General features: G+C 62.4%; 19 protein-coding genes. 4 read left to right on the top strand and 15 right to left on the bottom strand.

What is annotated here, in order from left to right; all coding sequences use genetic code 11:
- Nucleotides 1-29: 29 nt before the first annotated feature.
- Entirely contained in the window at nucleotides 30-737 is a 708-nt protein-coding gene (locus LBW87_RS19585) for a transcriptional regulator NanR (protein WP_225203144.1), read from the top strand.
- Nucleotide 738: 1 nt separating this feature from the next.
- On the opposite strand, the gene LBW87_RS19580 is transcribed toward LBW87_RS19585, so the two are convergent.
- Nucleotides 739-1155 carry a PaaI family thioesterase gene (locus LBW87_RS19580; RefSeq protein ID WP_225203143.1) on the bottom strand — a complete coding sequence of 139 codons (417 nt, stop codon included), beginning with the start codon at nucleotides 1153-1155 and terminating at the stop codon, nucleotides 739-741.
- A gap of 153 nt (nucleotides 1156-1308) precedes the next feature.
- Here LBW87_RS19580 and LBW87_RS19575 point away from each other — a divergent pair, with 153 nt between their 5' ends.
- Nucleotides 1309-1941, top strand: coding sequence for a carbonic anhydrase (locus LBW87_RS19575; protein WP_225203142.1), 633 nt, complete (start codon nucleotides 1309-1311; stop codon nucleotides 1939-1941).
- A gap of 36 nt (nucleotides 1942-1977) precedes the next feature.
- On the opposite strand, the gene LBW87_RS19570 is transcribed toward LBW87_RS19575, so the two are convergent.
- The 8 genes from LBW87_RS19570 to LBW87_RS19535 form a co-directional block, all read right to left on the bottom strand.
- Nucleotides 1978-3327, bottom strand: coding sequence for an MFS transporter (locus LBW87_RS19570; RefSeq protein WP_225203141.1), 1350 nt, complete (start codon nucleotides 3325-3327; stop codon nucleotides 1978-1980).
- 45 nt (nucleotides 3328-3372) lie between these two features.
- Nucleotides 3373-4407 (bottom strand): amidohydrolase family protein, encoded by a 1035-nt coding sequence (locus LBW87_RS19565; protein ID WP_225203140.1) that lies wholly within the window; start codon nucleotides 4405-4407, stop codon nucleotides 3373-3375.
- Nucleotides 4391-5074 (bottom strand): RraA family protein, encoded by a 684-nt coding sequence (locus tag LBW87_RS19560; RefSeq protein ID WP_225203139.1) that lies wholly within the window; start codon nucleotides 5072-5074, stop codon nucleotides 4391-4393. The genes LBW87_RS19565 and LBW87_RS19560 overlap by 17 nt, the downstream gene beginning before the upstream one ends.
- A 27-nt stretch (nucleotides 5075-5101) precedes the next feature.
- Nucleotides 5102-6304 carry a pyridoxal phosphate-dependent aminotransferase gene (locus LBW87_RS19555; RefSeq protein WP_225203138.1) on the bottom strand — a complete coding sequence of 401 codons (1203 nt, stop codon included), beginning with the start codon at nucleotides 6302-6304 and terminating at the stop codon, nucleotides 5102-5104.
- A gap of 39 nt (nucleotides 6305-6343) precedes the next feature.
- Nucleotides 6344-7072: an amino acid ABC transporter ATP-binding protein gene (locus tag LBW87_RS19550; protein ID WP_225203137.1), complete on the bottom strand. Its 729-nt coding sequence runs from the start codon at nucleotides 7070-7072 to the stop codon at nucleotides 6344-6346.
- Nucleotides 7072-7779 (bottom strand): amino acid ABC transporter permease, encoded by a 708-nt coding sequence (locus LBW87_RS19545; protein ID WP_225203136.1) that lies wholly within the window; start codon nucleotides 7777-7779, stop codon nucleotides 7072-7074. The genes LBW87_RS19550 and LBW87_RS19545 overlap by 1 nt, the downstream gene beginning before the upstream one ends.
- A gap of 1 nt (nucleotide 7780) precedes the next feature.
- Complete coding sequence (locus LBW87_RS19540; RefSeq protein ID WP_225203135.1) at nucleotides 7781-8476, bottom strand: amino acid ABC transporter permease; 696 nt, start codon at nucleotides 8474-8476, stop codon at nucleotides 7781-7783.
- A 138-nt stretch (nucleotides 8477-8614) separates the two neighbouring features.
- Entirely contained in the window at nucleotides 8615-9448 is an 834-nt protein-coding gene (locus LBW87_RS19535; RefSeq protein ID WP_225203134.1) for an ABC transporter substrate-binding protein, read from the bottom strand.
- Nucleotides 9449-9707: 259 nt separating this feature from the next.
- Between LBW87_RS19535 and LBW87_RS19530 the strand changes: the two genes are divergently transcribed.
- The gene (locus LBW87_RS19530) at nucleotides 9708-10502 is read left to right on the top strand and encodes an IclR family transcriptional regulator (RefSeq protein ID WP_225203133.1); all 795 of its coding nucleotides are present in this window, start codon (nucleotides 9708-9710) and stop codon (nucleotides 10500-10502) included.
- Between the two features lie 74 nt (nucleotides 10503-10576).
- On the opposite strand, the gene LBW87_RS19525 is transcribed toward LBW87_RS19530, so the two are convergent.
- Nucleotides 10577-12097, bottom strand: a complete 1521-nt coding sequence (locus LBW87_RS19525; RefSeq protein WP_225203132.1) for a CoA-acylating methylmalonate-semialdehyde dehydrogenase — start codon at nucleotides 12095-12097, stop codon at nucleotides 10577-10579.
- Between the two features lie 108 nt (nucleotides 12098-12205).
- Here LBW87_RS19525 and LBW87_RS19520 point away from each other — a divergent pair, with 108 nt between their 5' ends.
- On the top strand, nucleotides 12206-13141 hold the full coding sequence (locus LBW87_RS19520) for a LysR family transcriptional regulator (protein WP_225203131.1): 936 nt from the start codon (nucleotides 12206-12208) through the stop codon (nucleotides 13139-13141).
- Nucleotides 13142-13389: 248 nt separating this feature from the next.
- Here LBW87_RS19520 and LBW87_RS19515 read toward each other — a convergent pair whose 3' ends face one another.
- The 5 genes from LBW87_RS19515 to LBW87_RS19495 all read right to left on the bottom strand — a co-directional run bounded on the left by LBW87_RS19515 (nucleotide 13390) and on the right by LBW87_RS19495 (nucleotide 18335).
- Nucleotides 13390-14658: a M20 family metallo-hydrolase gene (locus tag LBW87_RS19515; RefSeq protein WP_225203130.1), complete on the bottom strand. Its 1269-nt coding sequence runs from the start codon at nucleotides 14656-14658 to the stop codon at nucleotides 13390-13392.
- Entirely contained in the window at nucleotides 14655-15536 is an 882-nt protein-coding gene (locus tag LBW87_RS19510) for an alpha/beta fold hydrolase (RefSeq protein WP_225203129.1), read from the bottom strand. Before LBW87_RS19510 ends, LBW87_RS19515 begins: the two co-directional genes overlap by 4 nt.
- Nucleotides 15537-15547: 11 nt before the next feature.
- Nucleotides 15548-16681: a pyridoxal phosphate-dependent aminotransferase gene (locus tag LBW87_RS19505; protein WP_225203128.1), complete on the bottom strand. Its 1134-nt coding sequence runs from the start codon at nucleotides 16679-16681 to the stop codon at nucleotides 15548-15550.
- A gap of 98 nt (nucleotides 16682-16779) precedes the next feature.
- Entirely contained in the window at nucleotides 16780-17562 is a 783-nt protein-coding gene (locus LBW87_RS19500) for an SDR family oxidoreductase (RefSeq protein ID WP_225203219.1), read from the bottom strand.
- A 53-nt stretch (nucleotides 17563-17615) separates the two neighbouring features.
- On the bottom strand, nucleotides 17616-18335 hold the full coding sequence (locus tag LBW87_RS19495) for a GntR family transcriptional regulator (RefSeq protein ID WP_225203127.1): 720 nt from the start codon (nucleotides 18333-18335) through the stop codon (nucleotides 17616-17618).
- Nucleotides 18336-18388: the final 53 nt, after the last annotated feature.

The following is an 18388-nucleotide window of genomic DNA, read 5'->3' as shown; positions in this document are numbered from 1 at the left end:
CTCCAAAATCTGCCTGAGACCCGCCTTCCATGCCGGAACCGATACAACGACGCAAGTTATACCAGGAAGTGCTGGAACGGCTGATGGACCGCATCCATGCGGGTGAATTTCCACCAGACTCGCAACTGCCGTCCGAACGTGAGCTGATGGAGCAATACGGCGTCGGTCGCCCGGCCGTGCGCGAGGCCTTGCAGGCCATGCAGCGCTCCGGCTTTGTCGAGATCGCTCACGGCGAGCGGGCGCGTGTGGTCGATCCCACCGCTGATCGGCTGATCGCCCAGATCACGGCTGGCGCCCAGCACCTGCTGCGCACCAAACCCGACATGCTCAGGCACATGAAAGAGGCGCGGGTATTTCTCGAAACCAGCACCGCCCGCATGGCCGCCGAGCGCGCCACCGATGAGCAGGTGGCGCGGCTAAGGCAGGCCATTGCCGAGCATCGGGCCTCGATGGTCAATCTGGAAGAGTTCATCGAACGCGACATGGCGTTTCACCGCGAGATCGCCGACATCAGCGGCAATCCCATTTTTCCATCGGTGGTGGAGTCCATGTTCAAGTGGGCCAGCGAGTTCTACGCCACGCTGGTGCGGGCGCCCGGCGCCGAAGAGCTGACGCTGGCCGAGCACCAGCGCATCGTCGACGCGATCGCCGCGCACGACGGCGACGCCGCCGCCGAAGCGATGCGCGCGCACCTGACGCGGGCCAACGAGTTGTATCGCGCGCTGGGCCAGAACTGACCTACACGGCCACCGCCATGATGGTCGCCTGCATCAGCGCCACCACCTTGCGCTGACCATCCTTGATCGCCACCACCTCACCGTTGCAGATGATCAGCGTCCTGCCGGCATTCTGCACCCGGCCGATGGCCACGAAGTGCTCGCCGATGGCCGGTCGCAGCAGGTTGATCTTGAATTCAACGCTCACCACTTCGCACCCTGGCGGCGCCTTCGTCAAGGCCGCGTAACCACAGGCGCTGTCGAGAATGCTGGTGGTGGCGCCGGCGTGCAGGTAGCCATGCTGCTGGCTCAGGTGCGCTGAAAAAGGCAGTTCGATCTGCACTTCGCCGTCGCCCACCAACGCCAGTCGGGCGCCCAGCGTCTGCATCAGGCCCTGGGCGTTGAAGCTGCTACTGATACGTTGCTGTATGTCGCTCATCAGGGGACTCCCACGGTTGTCTTCAGGCCCCGCTCACAAGGACCTGGAAAGATTTCACAGTGGATTGTCGCTCATCCGCCCGCATGTGACTTGCCTGTCGGTGGCAAATGCAGGCGATAATGCGCCATCCCTCATTTCGTTATAATTTCCGCCATGCAAGACATCATCAGTGGATTCCTGCGCTTCCAGCAGGAGGTGTTCCCCGAGCGCAAGGAACTGTTCAAGACCCTGGCCAGCGGCCAGACGCCCAAGGCGCTCTTCATTTCCTGTTCAGACAGCCGCATGGTGCCCGAACTGGTCACGCAACGTGAGCCGGGCGAGTTGTTCGTGATTCGCAATGCCGGCAATATCGTGCCCTCGTTCGGCCCCGAGCCGGGCGGCGTCAGCGCCACCGTCGAATACGCGGTGTCGGCCTTGCAGGTGTCCGATATCGTCATTTGCGGCCACTCCGACTGCGGCGCCATGAAGGCAGTCGCCACCTGCGCCTGCCTGGACCACATGCCGGCGGTCAAGCACTGGCTGCACTACGCCGATGCCGCCCGCATGATCAACGAGTCACGCAATCACCCCACCGAACCCGAACGCATCGATGGCATGGTCCGCGAAAACGTGATCGCCCAGTTGAACAACCTGCGCACCCACCCATCGGTGGCCGTGGCGCTTGCGCAAGGCCGGGTCACCCTGCATGGCTGGGTCTACGATATCGAATCGGGTTCGATCGATGCGCTGGATGCGGCCTCGGGTAAATTCGTGCCGCTGGCGCAACATCCGGCCACCAAGGTCTAGATCGTTGTAGCGCCCGTAGCGCGCCAGGTCATCCGATCACTGCCCGTGATACCGGATGCGCGACAGGCTCACCAGGCAGGCGGCGCCGGCCAGCGCCGCCGAACAGACCAGCACCAGCTGATACGGGGCCGACGACACCGTCAGCAACAGCGCCACCACCGAGGCGCCCAGGCTCTGCCCCATCAGGCGTCCGGTGCCCAGCATGCCGCTGGCGCCGCCGGTGCGCGCACGCGGCGCCGAACTGATGATGGTACGGTTGTTGGGCGACTGGAACAGGCCGAAGCCGAAACCGCACACGGCAAAGATGGCGGCGATGACGCCGTCCGGCGTGCCCTGCCCCACCATCAGCAGCATCAGCAGGCCGATGCTCATGATCGCGAGACCACATCCTCCCAGCAGCCCGGCCGAGAAACGGTCGGAAAGCTTGCCGGCGATCACGCCGGTCAGCGCCACCGCAATCGGCCACGCCGTCAGCAGCAGGCCGGCGCGACCGGCGCCCATGCCCAGCTGGTTCTGCAACATGAAGGGCAACATCACGAAGCTGGCCATCTGCGCCGCAAACGAACAGAACGAGGTGCCGATCGATAACGCAAACAGCGGGATGCGCAGCAAATCCAGCGGCAGCATCGGCGCCGATGTGCTCTGCACCTTCAACAGCACCACCAGGCTGATCACCGTCAGCACCGCGCACACCAGCACTGTCGACCAGCCTTCGACGTGGCCGATGGCATCTATCGTGTACAGCAGCAGGCCCACGAACAGCATGCACACCACCGCACTCTTGTGATCGAACTGGCGACTGGACAGTGGATTGAACGGTAGCGCCCGGATACCGATGAAGAACGCAACAAAACCCAATGGAATGTTGATCAGGAACAGCCAGTGCCAGGACGCGAAATGCAGGATCGCGCCCGCCACCGTCGGCCCCAGCGCCGTGGCCGTGCCTGCCACTAGCGCGTTATAACCGATGGCGCGGCCCAGCATGCGGCTGGGGTAGATGAAGCGGATCAGCGCCGTATTGACGCTGAGGATGCCAGCCGCGCCCATGCCCTGCAGCACCCGTGCCAGGCTCAATTGCAGCATGGTGTCGCTGGCCGCACAGGCCAGTGAGGCGACGGTAAACAGCACCAGGCCGGTCAGGTACACCTTGCGATATCCGGCCACTTCGCCCAGCGAGGCCAGCGGCAGCAGGAACACGGCCAGCGCGATCTGGTAACTGTTGATGATCCAGATGGCATCGGCCTCGGTGGTCATCATGTCGCGCGCGATGGTCGGCAGGGCCAGATTGGCAATCGAACCATCCATCACCGCAATCGCCACCGCCAGGACCACCGTCGCGATGGCCAGAATACGCTGCCTGCCCGGCAGGCCGTCGATGTCTTGCATGGCGCTGATCTTTGCTTGCACTGTCACCCTCTGCTGTTTCCGTTGTTATATGCGATAAATCTTTTGCGCGGTGCCGCTGAACAGGCAACTGCGCTCCACAGGCGACATTATCGCAGTCAGTCGCTTGAATGCGTTCCAGACGCTGACATAACCGAACATGCCCTTGTCGACCGGGAAATTGCTTTCGAACATGCAGCGCTGTGGACTAAACAATTCGATGGCGGTCTCGATCCAGGGTTGCCACGCCGTTGCCAGCACCTCGGAAGCGGGAGGCATCTCAAGCAGATGAAAATCCCAGCCGCCGATGGGCATGCCAAGGCCGCCCAGCTTCAGGCACACATTGGGTTGCGCCGCGATGTTCTGCATCGCGGCGCGCCAGTGGCGATAGACCTCCTGCTGTCGTCCCCGGTAGGGTCCGGCGCCGAGCGGGCCGCCCACATGATCGAGCACGATGGTGGTATCGGGACAGGCGCGGGCCAGTGCCAGGACTTCGTCGAGCTGGGTGTGATAGGCCCAGACGTCCAGCGTCAAGCCATGCGCCGGCAATCTGCGGGCGCCGGCCTGGAACTTCGGCTCCAGCAACAGCCCCGGCGGGGGCGGCACGGGATTGCTGCGGATCGCGGCGTCGCCATGCCAGGCGGTGGTGTTGCGGATGCCGCGCAGGCGTCCATTGCCGGCGGCAGCCAGCGCGTCCAGCACCGGCGCCACCGCCTCGCCCAGCATCAGGTCGGCAAAGCCGACGATGGCCGCGCAGGCCCGGGCCGGGCCATGGCGACCCGAGGCCGATTCTGCCGCGATGCCATCGATGAATTCGACCTCGCCGACCGGCTGCAACGCCAGCGGACCATCCTGGCGATACATGGTGCGACATTGCACGAAGACGGTACCGACAACATTGTGGCCAGCGCCCAGATCGGCCGACAGTTCATCGAGCAGGTAGCGCCCGGTCGGTCGATCCCATAAGTGATGATGGGCATCGATGATCGGCAATTCCGGCTCAAGTGCTTCCTCTTGCCGCAGTGCCAGCCATGCCTGGCGCACATGCAGGTGCGGCGAAGCCTGATCAGCGCCCGCCGACATACTCGCAGTTAAGCTTTTGCAACGACTTCTCGACCCAGCTGCGGTCGCTGGTGCCGGCTGCAATGGCAGCCATCTGCGCTGCCTCGGCGTCGTTCTTGGCCTTGGCGGCGGCATACACCGCATCGATGTCTTCGAATGCCACGCACAGCAGGCCGTCGCTGTCGCCGACCATCAGGTCGCCGGGACGCACCACCATGCCATCGATGGCGATCGGCACGTTGATCTCGCCGGGGCCGTCCTTGTAGGGGCCGCGATGGGTCACGCCGGCGGCAAACACCGGAAAGTCGCCACTCTGGATCGCATCCAGATCGCGGATGGCGCCGTTGATGACAATGCCGCCCAGCTTGCGCTGGATCGCCAGCGCCACCATCAGTTCGCCGATGATCGCATTGGACAGGTCGCCACCGGCGTCGACCACCACGATGTCGCCCGGCTCGGCCATGTCGAGCGCCTTGTGCACCATCAGGTTGTCACCCGGACGCGACTTGACGGTGATGGCGGCGCCGGCCAGTCGGGCGCCGCGATGCAGCGCGCGCAGGCGTGCACCGCCGGCCGACATGCGCGACATCGAATCGCTGATGTTGGCCACCGGGATGGCGGCAAACTTTTGTACGACATCGTCGGCGACCTTGCGCTGACGTTCGAAAATACGAAATCCCACGGACACGATGCTCTCCTCTGGCTAGCGAAAAAGTTACCGCAGACTGCTGCAGAAACGCTGCACGCGGGTGCAGGCATCGCGCAGGCGCTCGGTCGAATCGGCATACGACAGGCGGAAATTAGGCCCCTGGCCGAAAGCGCTACCGTGCACCAGCGCCACGCCCTCGGCGTCCAGCAGTTCGGACACGAAGTCTTCGTCGGTCTCGATGCTCTTGCCACTCTCGGTGCGCTTGCCCAGCAAGGCCTCGCACGAGGGGAAGACATAGAACGCGCCCTCGGGCACCGGGCAATCCAGGCCAGGCGCCTGGTTCAGCATCGACACCACCAGGTCGCGACGCTCCTGGAACACCTTGCGGCTGTGATGGATGTAATCCTGCGAACCGTTCAACGCTTCCACTGCCGCCCATTGCGACACCGAGCAGGCGCCCGAGGTCAACTGGCCCTGGATCTTTTCCATCGCCTTGATCAGTTGCACCGGACCGGCGGCGTAGCCGATACGCCAACCCGTCATCGCGTAGGCCTTCGAGACACCGTTCATGGTCAGCGTGCGTTCGACCAGCTCGGGCGCGATCTGCGCCGGGGTGGTGAACTGGAAACCGTCATAGACCAGGTGTTCGTAGATATCGTCGGCCAGGATCCACACGTGCGGATGGCGCTTGAGCACCTCGGCCAAGGCTTCCAGTTCGGCCCGGGTGTAGGCGGCACCGCTCGGGTTGCACGGCGAATTGAACATGACCCACTTGGTGCGGGGGGTAATCGCCGCTTCCAGTTCTTCCGGACGCAGCTTGTAATTGTTGGCACGGCTGGCGCGCGCAAACACCGGCACCCCGCCACACAGGGCGACCAATTCCGGATACGACACCCAGTACGGCGCAGGCACGATGACTTCGTCGCCCGGGTTGACTGTCGCCATCAGGGCATTGGCGATGACCTGCTTGCCACCGTTGGAGACGATGGTCTGCGCCACCGTGTAGTCGAGCTGGTTCTCGCGCTTGAACTTGGCCACCACGGCTTCGCGCAACTCGGTGATGCCGGCCACGGCGGTGTACTTGGTCTGGCCACGACGGATCGCCTCGAAGGCGGCCTGCTTGATATTGTCCGGGGTATCGAAGTCGGGCTGGCCGGAGCTCAGGGCGATGACGTTGCGCCCCTGCGCTGCCAGCTCGCGTGCCTTCTGGCTGACGGCAATGGTCGCCGACGGTTTGATACGGGAAAGGGAATCTGAGATGAATGCCATGGTGGTCTCGTTGATGTCGGTCGGAATGGGGTTCGGTAATCAGGCGTGGCGGATATCGGCGACGAATTTCTGCGCACGCGGATGCTGCGGCCGCTCGAAGAAATCCTGTGGCGTGGCGCGTTCGAGCACTTCGCCATCGGCCATGAAGATCAGGCGGTCGGCCACTTCACGGGCAAAACCCATTTCGTGGGTGACGCAGACCATGGTCATGCCTTCGGCGGCAAGCTGCTTCATGACGTGCAGCACTTCGCCCACCATCTCGGGGTCGAGCGCGGAAGTCGGTTCGTCGAACAGCATCACCGGCGGCTTCATCGCCAGCGCACGGGCAATCGCTACGCGTTGCTGCTGGCCGCCCGACAACTGGCCCGGGAAGGCATCGGCCTTGTTGGCCAGGCCGACCTTGTCGAGCAGGGCCATGGCGGTGTCGCGGGCTTCCTTTTCGGACAGTTTCAGCACCCGCATGGTGGCCAGCATCACGTTGCGCAACACGCTCATGTGCGGAAACAGGTTGAAGGACTGGAACACGAAGCCGATGCGACTGCGCAGCTTGTTGATGTCGACGCCGTTGCCATGGACATCCTGGCCATCGACATAGATATTGCCGTCGTTGATCGGCTCGAGCCGGTTGATGGTGCGGATCAGGGTCGACTTGCCCGAGCCGGAGGGGCCGCAGACGATGACGACTTCGCCACGTTTGACCTCTTCACTGACATTGCGCAGGGCGTGATAGTCGCCGTACCACTTGTTGACGTTATTGAATCGGATCATCACGCACTCCTGAATTGACGTTTGTTTTTGATGCGGCGCTCGGCCACGCCGACCAGCGAACTGAGCGCATAACAGATGGCGAAGTAGATCAGCGCCAGCAGGAAATAAACCTGGAACGGCTTGGTCAGCAGCTGGGCATTGACCTGGTAGGCGGCGTAGGTCAGCTCGTTGACGCTGATGATGTAGGCCAGCGACGTGTTCTTGATCAGCGAGATGAGCTGGTTCAGGATGCTGGGGATCATGTTGAACATCGCCTGCGGCAACACGATCTCGCGCATGGTCTTGAAGTAGCTCATGCCCAGCGAACGCGAGGCCTCGACCTGGCCCTTGGGAATGGCCTGGATGCCGGCCTTGATCACCTCGCCCAGGAACGCGGTCTCATACGCGATCAGCGCGCAGATCAGGGTGGTGGTGCCGGAGATCGACTTGCCGGTCAGCAGCGGGACGATGAAGTAAGCCCAGAAGATCAGCATCAATACCGGCAGTCCGCGCACGGTGTGGACCAGCATCGCGGCAGGCGCGGCGATCCACCTGATGCTGCTGGTGCGCGCGATGCCGCACAGCACCGCCAGCGGAAACGCGCACACCAGGCCGGTGACCGCCAGGATCAGGGTCAGCGCCAGGCCGCCCAGCGAGCCGTGCGGGAACTCGCCGATCAGCAACTGCAAGCCGTAGGTCGACAGGATGGAAGTGAAATCACTGATCATTTCAACGCTCCCCCGACTTCAGATTGCGGTTGTTGTAATAGGCGCCGACGGCCATGATGGTCCACGACATCAGCAGGTAGAAGGCCGATGCCAGCGCAAAGGTCTCGAAGGTGCGATAGGTTTCGTTTTCGATCTGGCGGCTGGAATAAGTCATCTCGGCTACGCCGATGGCCATGGCCAGGCTGGTGGACTTGAACAGGCTCAGCGACTGGTTCACCAGCGGCGGCACCGAGATGCGGATCGCCTGCGGCAGCAGCACGTCGCGCATCGACTGCACATAGTTCAACCCGAGCGCGCGCGCCGCTTCCAGCTGGGTGCCGGCGACCGAGCGCATGCCGCTACGCAGGTCTTCCGACATATAGGCCGCCGAATTGAGCGAGATCGCAATCAGGGCGAAGATGAATTCGCCGTTATGGTTATTGATGAAATCGGTGATCACCGCCGGCAGCAGTTCGGGAATGCCGAAGTACCAGACGAAGATCTGTACCAGGCCGGGAACGTTGCGGTGGTAATTGACGAAGGCCGAGATCAGCCATTCGAGGGGGCGCAGGTGCAGCATGCGCAGCGCGACCAGGATGACGGCCAGCACGAATGCGCACACCCAGGCGGTGGCGAACAGCCACAAGGTGGTCAAGGCGCCCTTGATCAGCCAGTCCAGGTATTGGCCTTGCAAGACCGCACTGAAATCGAGATGCATGTTGATTTCCTTCCTGCGGGTTCTGCCTGCCGCGCCCATCGAACGCGAAACAATTCCCGCTAGTGCCAGGGCGGCAGAGGCCCCTGGGGACGCCGAAGCGACGGCGTCCCATTGAGTTATTGCATGCGAGCGTCAGGCTTACTCGAAGGCGCTGACCGGGGTCAGCTTCTTCTCGCGCACGATGTTGTACTTGGTGCCGGGGCCAAACCACTTGTTCCAGTTCTTGTCGATCTCGCCGGCTTTTTCCATCTTCTCGAGCGCTTCGTTGACGGCAGCCAGCAGTGCCGGCTCGCCCTTCTTGATGCCCATGCCGGTCGGCTCGAAGTAGAGCGCGCCTTCCAGGAACTTGTACTTGCCGCTGCCTTCGTTGACGAAGCGCACACCCGATGGTTGCGAGATCGCCAGTGCCTGCACCTTGTTCTGCGCCAGCGCCAGGAAGGCAGCCGGGCTATCCTGGAAGGTCAGGATGGTGGCCTTCGGAAACTGGCGACGGGCATACAGTTCTGGGGTCGAGCCCTTGTTGGCGCTGATGCGCTTTTCGGCGATATCTTCGATCTTGTTGAAAGGACCATCGGCATGGGCCACCAGCTTGATCGGCGTCTGGTAATGAATCGAGCTGAAATCGATCTGTTGCGCGCGTTCCTTGGTGTAGCCCAGTGCGGCCACCACCAGGTCGACCCGTCCCAGCGTCAGCTCAGGAATCCGCGCCTCGACGGACACACCCTTCTGTTCCAGTTTCACGCCCAGCTCACGCGCCACGCCGGCACACATGTCGACGTCGAAGCCGACCACCTGACGCGTTTGCGGGTCGACAAAGCCGACCGGCTCGCTACTGGTCAAGGTGGCACAGATGAGGGTGCCGCGGGCCTTGATATCGGCCAGTCGATCAGCGTGTGCGGCGGTGGAAAAAGCCAACGAAAACAGGGCTGCTGCCATGCCCAGATGCGTCTTCTTGATGAGTGCCAGTTTCATGTTCCATCCTTTCCCGGTGGTGAGTTTCAACAATCTCTGAAATAAATCATAATGGCGTTATGATTTCATAACAAGCAGTTTTTATCGTTATTTTTCAATCACTTAAGGGATGCATCGATGCAGTGCAAGAATCGTTGCCAAGCGCCCCCAGGCTCACCTTTGGGGTGCAGAAACGGGCTTCAAAAGCCTGTTTCTGGTGCGCTGCAAGAGGGATAAAAAGTGATACGCTCACCACAAATGCGAAAAACGAAATCAATTGATGAAAATGCTGAATGAGTCCCCGAAATCGAAGCTGAAGGACCAGGAGAACCCGCCTGATCGTACCGTGCTGGGCGCCGAACGCAGCCTGGCCATCCTGGCCGCCTTCATCGACGCGCCCGAGCGCTTCGGGCTGTCCGAGCTGGAAGAACGCACCGGTCTGTTCAAGAGCGTGATCCATCGTTACCTGATGTCGTTCATCAAGCAAGGCTTCGTGATCCAGCGCGCCGACAGCTCGTACCAGCTTGGCCCCAAGGCATATCAGTTAGGCAAAGCCTTCGAGGCGCGTTTCGACTATGCCGACTTCATCATGCCGACGCTGGAAAAGCTGGTGAAGGAAACCGGCGAAAGCACGGCCTTCTATATATCCCAGCAAGACCAGCGGCTCTGCCTGTACGCCGCCGAGTCACCCGAGTCGGTCAAGGCCACGGTCAAGGCCGGTTCGCTGTTTGCGCTCGACCAGACGTCTGCGTCCCAGGTATTGCGCTTCTTCTCGGTGCCGGGAAACGCCGCGCGTTCGGGCGGGCGATATGTCGCCATCTCGGTCGGCATCAACAATGCACATTCGTCGTCGATGTCGACGCCGGTCTTCGGCGCCGGCGACCGGCTGGTCGGTGCGATGACGATCTTCGGCTTGTCGTTGCGGTTCGATCCCGCGGCCAGCGCCGTACTGCGGGGCAAGCTGCTCGAACTGGCGCAGGAATTGTCGGCCCGACTGGGCGCTTCGCCCCGGGTCTATGTCAATCCGGGCAGTGAGGTCTTCGACGAAGCGGCCACGCTGCAGGCGATGTCCTGAGGCACATGCAAAACGGGCCCCTGAGGGCCCGTTCGCAATAACGTTAACGCATCGGCCCCTCGGGCCGATTTGACTTAGTTTGCCGTCGGCATGGCGAAGTCAGCGCCCTTCTTGATGTTGTTGGGCCAGCGTTGCATGATCGACTTCTGGCGGGTGTAGAAACGCACGCCTTCTTCGCCGTAAGCATGGGTATCGCCGAACAGGCTCGACTTCCAGCCGCCGAAGCCATGCCAGGCCATCGGCACCGGGATCGGCACGTTGATACCGACCATGCCGACCTGGATGCGACGACCGAATTCACGCGCCACGCCGCCATCGCTGGTGAAGCACGATACGCCGTTGCCGAACTGGTGCTTGTTGATCAGGTTGACCGCGTCATCGAAGCTGGACACGCGGGTGCATGACAGCACCGGGCCAAAGATTTCTTCCTGGTAGATCTTCATCTCTGGCGTGACATGGTCGAACAGCGTGCCGCCGACGAAGTAGCCGCCCTCATGACCGGCCACCTTGTGGTTGCGACCATCGAGGATCAGCTTGGCGCCCTGCTCCACGCCCGAGGCGATATAGGACTCGATGCGCTGCACCGCTTCACGGGTGATGACCGGGCCCATCTCGGCTTCAGGATTCATGCCGTTGTCGATCTTGAGCTGACGTGCGCGCTGGGTAAGCATCGGCAACAGGCGTTCGCCCACATCGCCCACCAGGACCGCCACCGAGATCGCCATGCAGCGCTCGCCGGCCGATCCGTAGGCCGCGCCGATCAGTGCATCGACGGCCTGTTCGAGATCGGCGTCGGGCATCACCACCAGGTGATTCTTGGCGCCGCCCAGTGCCTGGTAACGCTTGCCGAAATGCGTGGCGCGCTCACCGATGTAACGTGCGATCGGGGTCGAGCCGACGAAGCTGATGGCTTGCACGTCAGGATGCTCGAGCAACGTGTCCACGGCTACCTTGTCACCCTGCACCACGTTCAACACGCCTGGCGGCAGCCCGGCTTCGGTGAACAGCTTGGCCATGAAGATGCTGGCGCTCGGATCGCGCTCGCTGGGCTTGAGGATGAATGCGTTGCCAGCGGCGATGGCCACCGGGAACATCCAGCACGGCACCATGCACGGGAAGTTGAACGGCGTGATGCCGGCCACTACGCCCAGCGGCTGGCGCAGGGTCCAGTTATCCATGCCGGTGCTGACCTGGTCCGAGAAATCGCCCTTGAGCAGTTGCGGGATGCCACAGGCAAATTCGATGATGTCGATGCCGCGCGCCACTTCGCCCTGCGCGTCCGAAAACACCTTGCCGTGTTCGGCGGTGATGATCGCAGCCAGCTCATCCTTGCGCTCGTTCATCAGCTGCAGGAACTTGTTGACGATGCGCGCGCGCCGCACCGGCGCCATGTCGCCCCAGGCCGCCGCTGCCTTGACGGCCGAGCGTACCGCTGCATTGACTTCCTCGGGCGCGGCCAGGGCCACCTTGCGGGCAGCCACGCCGGTGGCGGGATTGAAGACGTCTTGCGAACGACCACTGGCGCCGGCCACGACCTGGCCATCGATATAGTGTTCGACTGCTTGCGACGATGCGTATGCTGCGATCTTGTTCATTTGACATGTCTCCGATGTGAGGGTGATGACGAATAATGTCTCTTTTGCGCCATCAACTCAATATTCTAAAATTTGATTCATTGTTAAATTTTATGAACAATAGCGTTTATGGATAAATTAAACGGCGAGCCCCTCTGGAGTCATATCTTCACCTTGATCGTGCTGGGCGAGATGGGCAGCTACACCGCCGCCGCCACGCGCCTGGGGGTAACTAAAAGCGCCGTCAGCCAGCGCATTGCCGAGCTTGAGCGGGCGGTCAAGATCGAGCTGGTGCAACGCACCACCCGCAGCGTGCGCCTCACCGCCGAGGGCATGCGCTTCATCGAAGCCAACAAGGCGTATTACGAAGGGATCGACCGCAACTTCCAGGAGCTGTGCGATTCGATCCGCGAACCGCGCGGCATCGTCAAGGTGAGCGCGCCGGTGGCATTGGGCCGGCAACAGATCGTGCCGCGCCTGGCGGCTTTCCTGCAGCAGTTTCCCGATGTACGCATCGAACTCGAATTGAGTGACCAGTTGGTCTCGCTGGCCAAGGAGGGGTTCGACCTGGCGATCCGGCACAGCAATTCGGTGCCGGATACCCATGTCGCCTGGACCTTGTGCGAAACGCGTGCCGTGCTGGTGGCCTCGAAGGCCTACCTGAAGCGACGCGGTACTCCCGCCACGCCACAGGAACTGGCAGAGCACGAATGCCTGCACTACCTGCGTCGCGGGCAAGTCCCGATGTGGAGCTTCGCGCATCGCGGGCGTAGCGACCAGCAGGTGAGCGTGCCGCTGCGCGGCCCGATGGCCACCAATAACAGCGAGGCCTTGCGTGAGTGCGCGCTGGCTGGATTGGGGATCACCCTGCTGCCCGACTTCTCGGCGCAGCAGGATTTGCGCAGCGGAAAGCTGGTGACGGTGCTGTCGGACTGGACGTCGGTGGGCACCTTCGGCGACCGGCTGTATGTCATCCGTCCATACAGCCCGTACATCTCGCGCCCGGTGCGCGAGTTCATCGATTACATTCGTGCTGCGCTGGGTGGGGGGTTTTCTTCGCAGTGACGAAGGTGGGGTGGTGGGGGAAAATTTAGGTACAACCAACCTCGTCGTCCCGGCGCAGGCCGGGATCCAGTGACTTTAGTGATGCCTCGTAGTCCGCTGAAAGACGCTGGGTCCTGACTTTCGTCAGGACGACGGTGATAGGGGAAAACGCTTAGGTACAACCAACCTCGTCGTCCCGGCGCAGGCCGGGACCCAGTGACTTTGGTAATGCCACCAGTCCGCCGAAAGACGCTGGACCCTGACTTTCGTCAGGGCGACGGAGGCGACTCTATCGAATGACCGTCTGCCAGCTTCAATAACACTTCCGTCAACACCCGCGCCCCGGCAGCCGCATCGGCCGACGTGATCGATTCGGCTTCATTGTGGGTAATCCCGAGATGACAGGGAATGAAGATCATCGCCGATGGACAGACCTCATGCAGATACCTGGCGTCGTGTCCGGCAGTGGACAAGATGTCCTGCCAGGTCACGCCAAGCGTATCCGCCGCCGAGCGGATCAGCTCGCGCATGGCGTCCGGAAACTCCAGCGACATCGCCGTCGATAATTCCTTGACCAACACCTCGCACACCCCGACATTGGCCTGGCAAATGGCGTCGATGGCATCGCCCAGTTCACGCAGCAGCGCCGACTCCGGATGCCGCAAGTCGATAGAGAACGTGACGCTGCTGGGCACCACCGATGGCGCATTGGGCGTCACCGTGAAACGGCCCACGGTAAATTTAACGATATCCTCGGCGTCGTGCATCCGTTGCGTCAGCGCCCGCACTATATCGAGCGCGGCCAGCAAGGCGTCGCGTCGCTCGGCGCGGGTCGAGGTGCCGGCATGCGCCGCCTCGCCCTGTACCGTGACCTGGAAGGTGCGCTTGCCCTGGATGCCGGTGACCACGCCGATGGTGGTGCCGTTGCGTTCCAGTAGCGGCCCCTGCTCGATATGCGCCTCGACATAGGCGGCCAGCTTGCCGCCCACCGGACGCAGTGCCACATCGTCCAGCGCCACGGCGGCATCGGCCAACGCGCGCTTGACGCTGATGCCGCGACCATCGACGACCGGCTCGATATCGCCCAGGCCACGGGCGCCGGCAAATACGGCCGAACCCATCATGCCGGGCGCGAAGCGCGAACCCTCTTCGTTCATCCAGGCCACGACTTCGATGCTGCGACGGGGCGTGATGCCCGCCGCATGAATCGCCTCGCAGGCTTCCAGCGCCGCCAGCACGCCATACACGCCGTCGTACTTGCCACCGGTCGGCTGGCTGTCCAGGTGCGAACCCGACATCACCGCCGGCGCATCAGGATCGCTGCCGGCCAGCCTCAGGAAGACATTGCCTGCTGCGTCGCGCGACGCATGCATGCCGATCGCCTGCCCCCATTGGATCAATTGCCGGCTGGCGACGAAGTCTTCAGCCGACAGCGCCTGCCGGTTGACCCCGCCATGCTCGGTGCGACCGATTGCCGCCAATTGCTCGTGACGCTGCCAGAGCCGTTGTTCGGACACCTGTGCGGAGACCCTGCTCATGATGTCTTCATGATCTGCGATGGTTGCGAGCGCGGGTCGCGCGGCAGCCAGGCGTTCTGCGCCACGCTGGCCAGGAACTCGGCCACCAGCTGGTTGAACAAGGCCGGATCTTCCAGGTTGAGCGTATGCCCGGCCTTGGGCATCACCGCCAGACCCGACGCGGGAATGGCGCGCTTCATGAAGATGCCCGGTTGCAGGCAATGGTCGTCTTCATCGCCCACCACGATCAGGGTCGGCACCGGCATGGCCTTCAGTTCGGCCTCCAGATCGTACAGCGACGGCCGGCGCGCCTGCACCCCGCGCATGGTCATGGCCGAGCCGAACGCGGAGTGCTGCGACAGGTAATCCTGAAATTCCTGCCAGCCGCGCGGGTCCTTCTGCAGGAAAGGAATGCGCGAAGCCGCCAGCGAATACGTCTTGGAAAACTGTTCAGCACCCTGTTTCTCGAACTGCGCCGCCACTTCCAGCGAGACGTCGCGGAAGTAGTCTTCGTGTTCCTTCTCGGCGCCATAACCGGCGCCCGCCACCACCAGCGACAACGCGCGCTGCGGCGCGATCAGGCCGAAGTGCACCGTCGCGAACCCGCCCATGGACAAGCCGACGATGTGCGCCTTATCGATACCGAGGGAATCCAGGACATCGCGGATATCTTCGGCCGCGCGACGCTGCGAATACGCGTCGATGTTGTCCGGCACGGCCGACGGCGGATAACCGCGGGCGTTGAAGGTAATGCAGCGGTAGCGGCGCGAAAAATAACGCACCTGCGGTTCCCAGCTGCGCATGTCGCCGCCGAACTCGTGGACGAAAACGATGGCTTCGCCGCTGCCGGCTTCCTCGACAAACAGCTCGACCTGGTCGCTGGTGGTAATGATGGGCATGTCGGCTCCGTTCAGAACAGGTCTTTGGGGACGTCGATGGTGCGTGCCAGCTCGACCATCTCGGGCAACAGATCGCAGAAACGATCGGCCCATTCCTCCGGCACGGTCAGGCTGACCTTGACGAAGCGATCGCCAAACATCTTGGTGTGGTAAGCGCCCTGGCGAATCATCACACCGCGCGTCTGGTAAGCCGCCACCAACGCTTCGGGCTTGATGCCTGCGCCGATGGTCTCGATGATCAGCAGGTTGGCCTGGGACGGATAGACCGGCACCGCAAAGCCAGGAATCTTCAATGCCGCCTCGGCCACCACCTGCTGGTTGCGACGCTGGCGACGCCAGATTTCGGGGAACCACTCGGCCTTGCTCTTGAGGCCGGCAATCGCGGCCCGCTGCGACAGCACGTTGCTGCCCAGGTTGTTCGGCGGCGCAGTGGCCAGCAGCTCGATGATGTCGGCGTGCGCCAGCACCGCGCCCAGGCGCATGCCCGCCAGGCCCAGCCACTTCGAGAAGCTGTAGATCTGGATCGACTTCTCGGGGTAGAACCGGAAGGCCGGCGTGAAACTCTCGGCAAAGCTGCTGTAGGTCGAATCGTGGATCAGGTAGGCGCCGACCGAACGGGCGATCTCGGTGAAGGCGCGGATCTCTTCCTCGGTATGGCAGGTACCCAATGGGTTGTTAGGATCGACCAGGTAGATCACGCGGGTGTTTTCATTGACGGCGGCACGCAACTGTTCCACCGTCAGCTTGTAACCCTGCTCGGCGCTGTAGATCGGCAACTCGATCACGTTGGCGCCGGCCTTGCGGGCAAAGTGCATCGGCCACGCCCAGCTGGGATTGGTGGTGACGAAGTCGGTGCCGGGCTTGCAGATGTTGCTGCAGACGTTGTACAGCGCCTCGACCGCGCCATCGGTGACCAGCACCGATGCCTCGGGGATGCCCATGTCTTCGCGGATCAGACGGCGCAGTTCCTCGAAACCGGCCGGTGGCGCATAGGCGTGATACTCGCCGCTGTCGATGGCCTTGATCACGGCCTCGCGCACCGACGAATGCGGCGCATAGTGGTTGGTGTTCTGGCCCAGCCACATCAAGCCCTCGGTGTTGCACAGCTTGTCGAAGTACTGGTTGCGAATCTCAAAGGTCTTCATGGTTTTTCCTAAACGTCGAGGCGAAGTTTGTCCATGGAGCCGTCTCTACGGCCCCTCTGGAAGGGTCCTGCGATGGTTCGTCGTTAAACTTTTCGCTGTTACACCACGCTGCGACGCGAGGCGATGCCACCGTCGACCGTAAATACGGTGCCGGACGTATAGCCCGAGCGGAACGAAGCCAGAAACAGGAACAGGTCAGTGATCTCGTGCACCTTTGCCGGGCGCTTCAACGGATACTTCTCGAGCAATTCGTCGTAGCGTTCGGCATCGCCCAGCTTGTTCTGGGCGAACTTCTTGAGCATGTTGTAGATGCGGGTGGTGTCGACCGGGCCCGGGTTGACGCCCACCACGCGAATATTGTCGTCCAGGCTGACACCGCCCAGGGCGCGCGTCATGGCCATGATCGACGCGTTGCCGGCAGCGCCTTCGATATAGTTGGGATCGCACACCTCGCCGCCGTTGCCGATGTTGTTGAGGATGACGCCGCCGCCACGCTGCTTCATCTTCGGATACACCAGGCGGATCATGTCGGCATAGCCGAAGCCCTTGAGCGCCCAGCCGTCGCGCCACTTCTCGGGCGCGATATCGAACAGCGTGCCGCTGGGGATGACGCCCGCGTTGTTGATCAGGATATCGATGTCGCCCGCCTCGTCGACGATCTTCTCGCAGGCGCCGGCGGCGGTCATGTCGGCCGCCGTATAGGTAACCTTCACCTGAAAGCGCTCGATCAGCTCGGCCGCCATTTCCTTCAACTTGTCTTCCGAACGCGCTGTAAGGTGCAGGTCGCATCCCTCTTCGGCAAACGAATGCGCCAGCCCTTCGCCGATCCCCTGCGAAGCGCCGGTGATGAGCACCTTGTTACCCGTCAATTGCAAATCCATCATGATTGTTCCATCCGTATTTTGTTAGCGATTGAAAGTTGTCTGTGCCGCTGTCACTGATCCGGATTCATGATGCGCGGCAGCTGCGCAATGAAGTCGATCATGTCGTCACCCAGCAGGCTCACGTGGTCCGACGCCGCAGCGGCAGCGGCCTTCGGGTCCTTGGCCTGGATCGCCGCGATGATCTGCGCATGCTCGACCAGGGTGGCCTGCATGCGACCTGGCAGATAGGTCACGTGCTTGCGATACATGGATACACGACGGCGCAACTGGCGCGTCTGGTCCACCACGAACTCGGTATGCGATGCGTGGTACAGCGCGTCATGGAATTCGGCATTGATGGCGTAGAACTTCTCGGGGTCGGCATTGACGATCTCGGCCTCCAGGCGCTTCTGGATATCCAGCAACTGCGCGATCTCGTCAGGCGTGGCGCGGCGCGCGGCATAGCGGGCGCACATCCCCTCGAACATGGCCATGGTGTCGAACATTTCCATCAACTTGGGGATAGACAGCACCGACACCCACACGCCCTGGCGCTGGCGCACCTCCAGCAGACCGGTCGCCACCAGGGCCTTGATGGCCTCGCGCATGGGCGTGCGCGAGACACCGAATTGCTGGATCAGGGCCTGCTCGTCAAGCCGGGTTCCCGGGCGCAGCAAGCCGCTGACGATCATTTCTTCCAGCGCATCGCGCAACTGGTCGGAGCGGCTTTCGCGGGCGGCATCCATCGGTTCGAATGGGTTGGACGAAGATTCGGTTGGTTCAATGTGCATGATTTACTCACTACTTTTTATCGTTATTGCCCGCTGCCAGGCCAGGCAGCTAC

Origin of the sequence: Herbaspirillum sp. alder98 (genome assembly GCF_020179755.1) — a bacterium.
Taxonomy (GTDB): Bacteria; Pseudomonadota; Gammaproteobacteria; order Burkholderiales; family Burkholderiaceae_D; genus Herbaspirillum.
This window is presented reverse-complemented; position numbering and strand designations above follow the sequence as displayed.